A 2,228-nucleotide genomic window follows, 5' to 3' on the forward strand; every position below is an offset into this window, starting at 1 on the left:
AGGGTTTATGGTGATATCAAAAAATGTTGTGTCGAAACATGAGGTATTTAAATTGTTTTCAATTCTAACAAAAATAGTTTCATTAAAAGGTGTTTGATTGTAGTATGGTTCTGGAAGTTCTGCTGTATTATCAATAGCGTCAACTTGAGATGGATGATATGTGATTGTATAAGCAGACGCATCTTGACCATCTAGAACGGTTGCATCGTAATCATGTAAATAGAAGTCCATTTGTCCATTAGAATTGTCGCCATCCAGACCATCATCACAAAAAATTTGTGAACTGACAATATTAGCAACTGGGAGGTCAAAAACCTCAATGGTTAGTTGAGCAATTTTAAAACACCCTGTGGTATCGTCAATAACTTGTGTGAAAATAAATTGTGGATTGATTGTATTTATAAAGCTCCCTGCATTTATGGGGTTATTACTGTTTACTGCATCGGTGAAAGTGGTATAAAAAGCTGTCGATAAGTTTGCTATACCACCTGTTAGTTCAGTATTTGCTTCATTTAAATTAAAAGTTGTTCTTCCATCATTCACGCCATCTTCATCACATTTCAAAAGCGATGCATTAAAAGCATCTGGAACTGGTAACACGGTTAAATCCAATGATGTAATATTTGCACAAAAACTGTCGTTGGCATCTTCAATTCTAACAAAAATTTGTTGCGAATTTAAGCTAGTATTATAATAAACATTAGGTAATGGGTTTGTGTCATTTTCGGCTTCAACTTGAAGTGCATGATAGCTTATAATAACATCTGCAGGGTCTTGACCATTTAATATTTCGTTATTTTTTGATGAAAGGTCAAAAAATGTTTGACCATTAGTAGCATTACCATCTTGATAATTATCACAGACTTCAAAGTTAGTTGGTGGCGCAAAATCTGGACTTGTCACCGATAAAGTAAAAGGGATGATTTCAAAACAACCTGTTGCAGTATCTGTTAACCTAGCATGAACGGTTTGTGGATTGGTTACATTTGTATATGGACTTGTTAACGGATTGATGTTTAAATTAGCATCATTCTCATTAACATGATATGTTACGTCTACATTGGTTTGTGTTCCGATAATGGGAGCCGTATTTACTTCCAAATCAAAATTAGTTAGACCATTTCCCAGAGGTAAGAGCATATCACAACTTTCTATGTTTAATGCTTCAGGTGAGCCTGTTTCATTTGTAGGAGGGCTTGCAAATTGGGCTGTTCCTGTCCATTCTAAACTAAAAGCACTATTTCCCACGGGTCTATCAATAACAATAAAATAAGTATCTCCTGCAGTAACATTCAGCCATTTTACAAAACTGTTTCCAAATTGACCAGGACCTTCGGCAGTATCTGTTTCAGACCCATTCATTCCAGTTAGATTATTTCCTTGATTGGCAGCTTGAGGGTTTGTAGTAGAACATCTTATTGCTTGACCAATGTTGTTACAAGGTCGGTTTGGCCCAAAAACAAAAAAATCATAGTCTTCAAATATGGAGGTGCTTTCTGGGGTAAGTGTAAACCCTAAAGTTCCGTCGGTTACAAGTGTGACTTGAAGCCATAAACTATTATTTTCTTGACTTCCACATGTGTTTGTGCCAAACAACTCTTGAATTCCTATGCCATTAACATCTAAGTTAATTTCAGAATTTCCACAAACTATAACAGCATCGACACAATCTGTTGGCTCTTGTGCTAAAACTGATAAATTAAAGCCAAAAAGTAATATGATTAATATGCCTTTATACTGTTTCAAAAATAAATTAACGTTTTAAAGTAAAGTGACTTTTAAATTCTCTTCCATCTTGTAATGTTGCAGAAAACCAGTAATCGTCTGTTGGTAATGGTTCACCGTTAAAAGTACCGTCCCAGCCAGTTCCTAGAGGATTTAGTTGTTTTACCAATTTTCCATATCTATCAAAAATACGAATCATTGTATTAGGTTGGAATAAACCAGAAATTCCTTTGACATTCCAGGTGTCGTTAAATCCATCGGCATTAGGAGTGAAGAATTTAGGGAATCCAATTATAGAAACATCTTGGGTTACAATTCCACAATCGTTTTTAATATCTCTAACGGCTACTGTATAAATACCTCCATAGACATTATAAAACATGTTACTTGTTTGATATGTAGCATATAAGCCATCTTGATCGTAAAGGGCGTATTCATATTCACCTTCACCAGAGACTAAAACAGTAATGGTGTTATTTTCTGTAGCATCTACTACAATAATA

Annotated in this window: 2 protein-coding genes; both read right to left on the minus strand. The window is 34.8% G+C overall.

Translation table 11 applies throughout. The annotated features are described in order from the left end of the window. The coding region (locus ACI5KZ_RS14745) for a hypothetical protein (protein ID WP_406848087.1) at nucleotides 1-1,746 on the minus strand (1,746 nt) is incomplete at its 3' end. Nucleotides 1,747-1,753: 7 nt separating this feature from the next. Then, a partial coding sequence (locus tag ACI5KZ_RS14750) for a T9SS type B sorting domain-containing protein (protein WP_406848088.1) occupies nucleotides 1,754-2,228 on the minus strand: 475 nt, incomplete at its 5' end.

It is taken from the genome of Xanthomarina sp. GH4-25, assembly GCF_045363175.1.
Taxonomy (GTDB): domain Bacteria; phylum Bacteroidota; class Bacteroidia; order Flavobacteriales; family Flavobacteriaceae; genus Xanthomarina.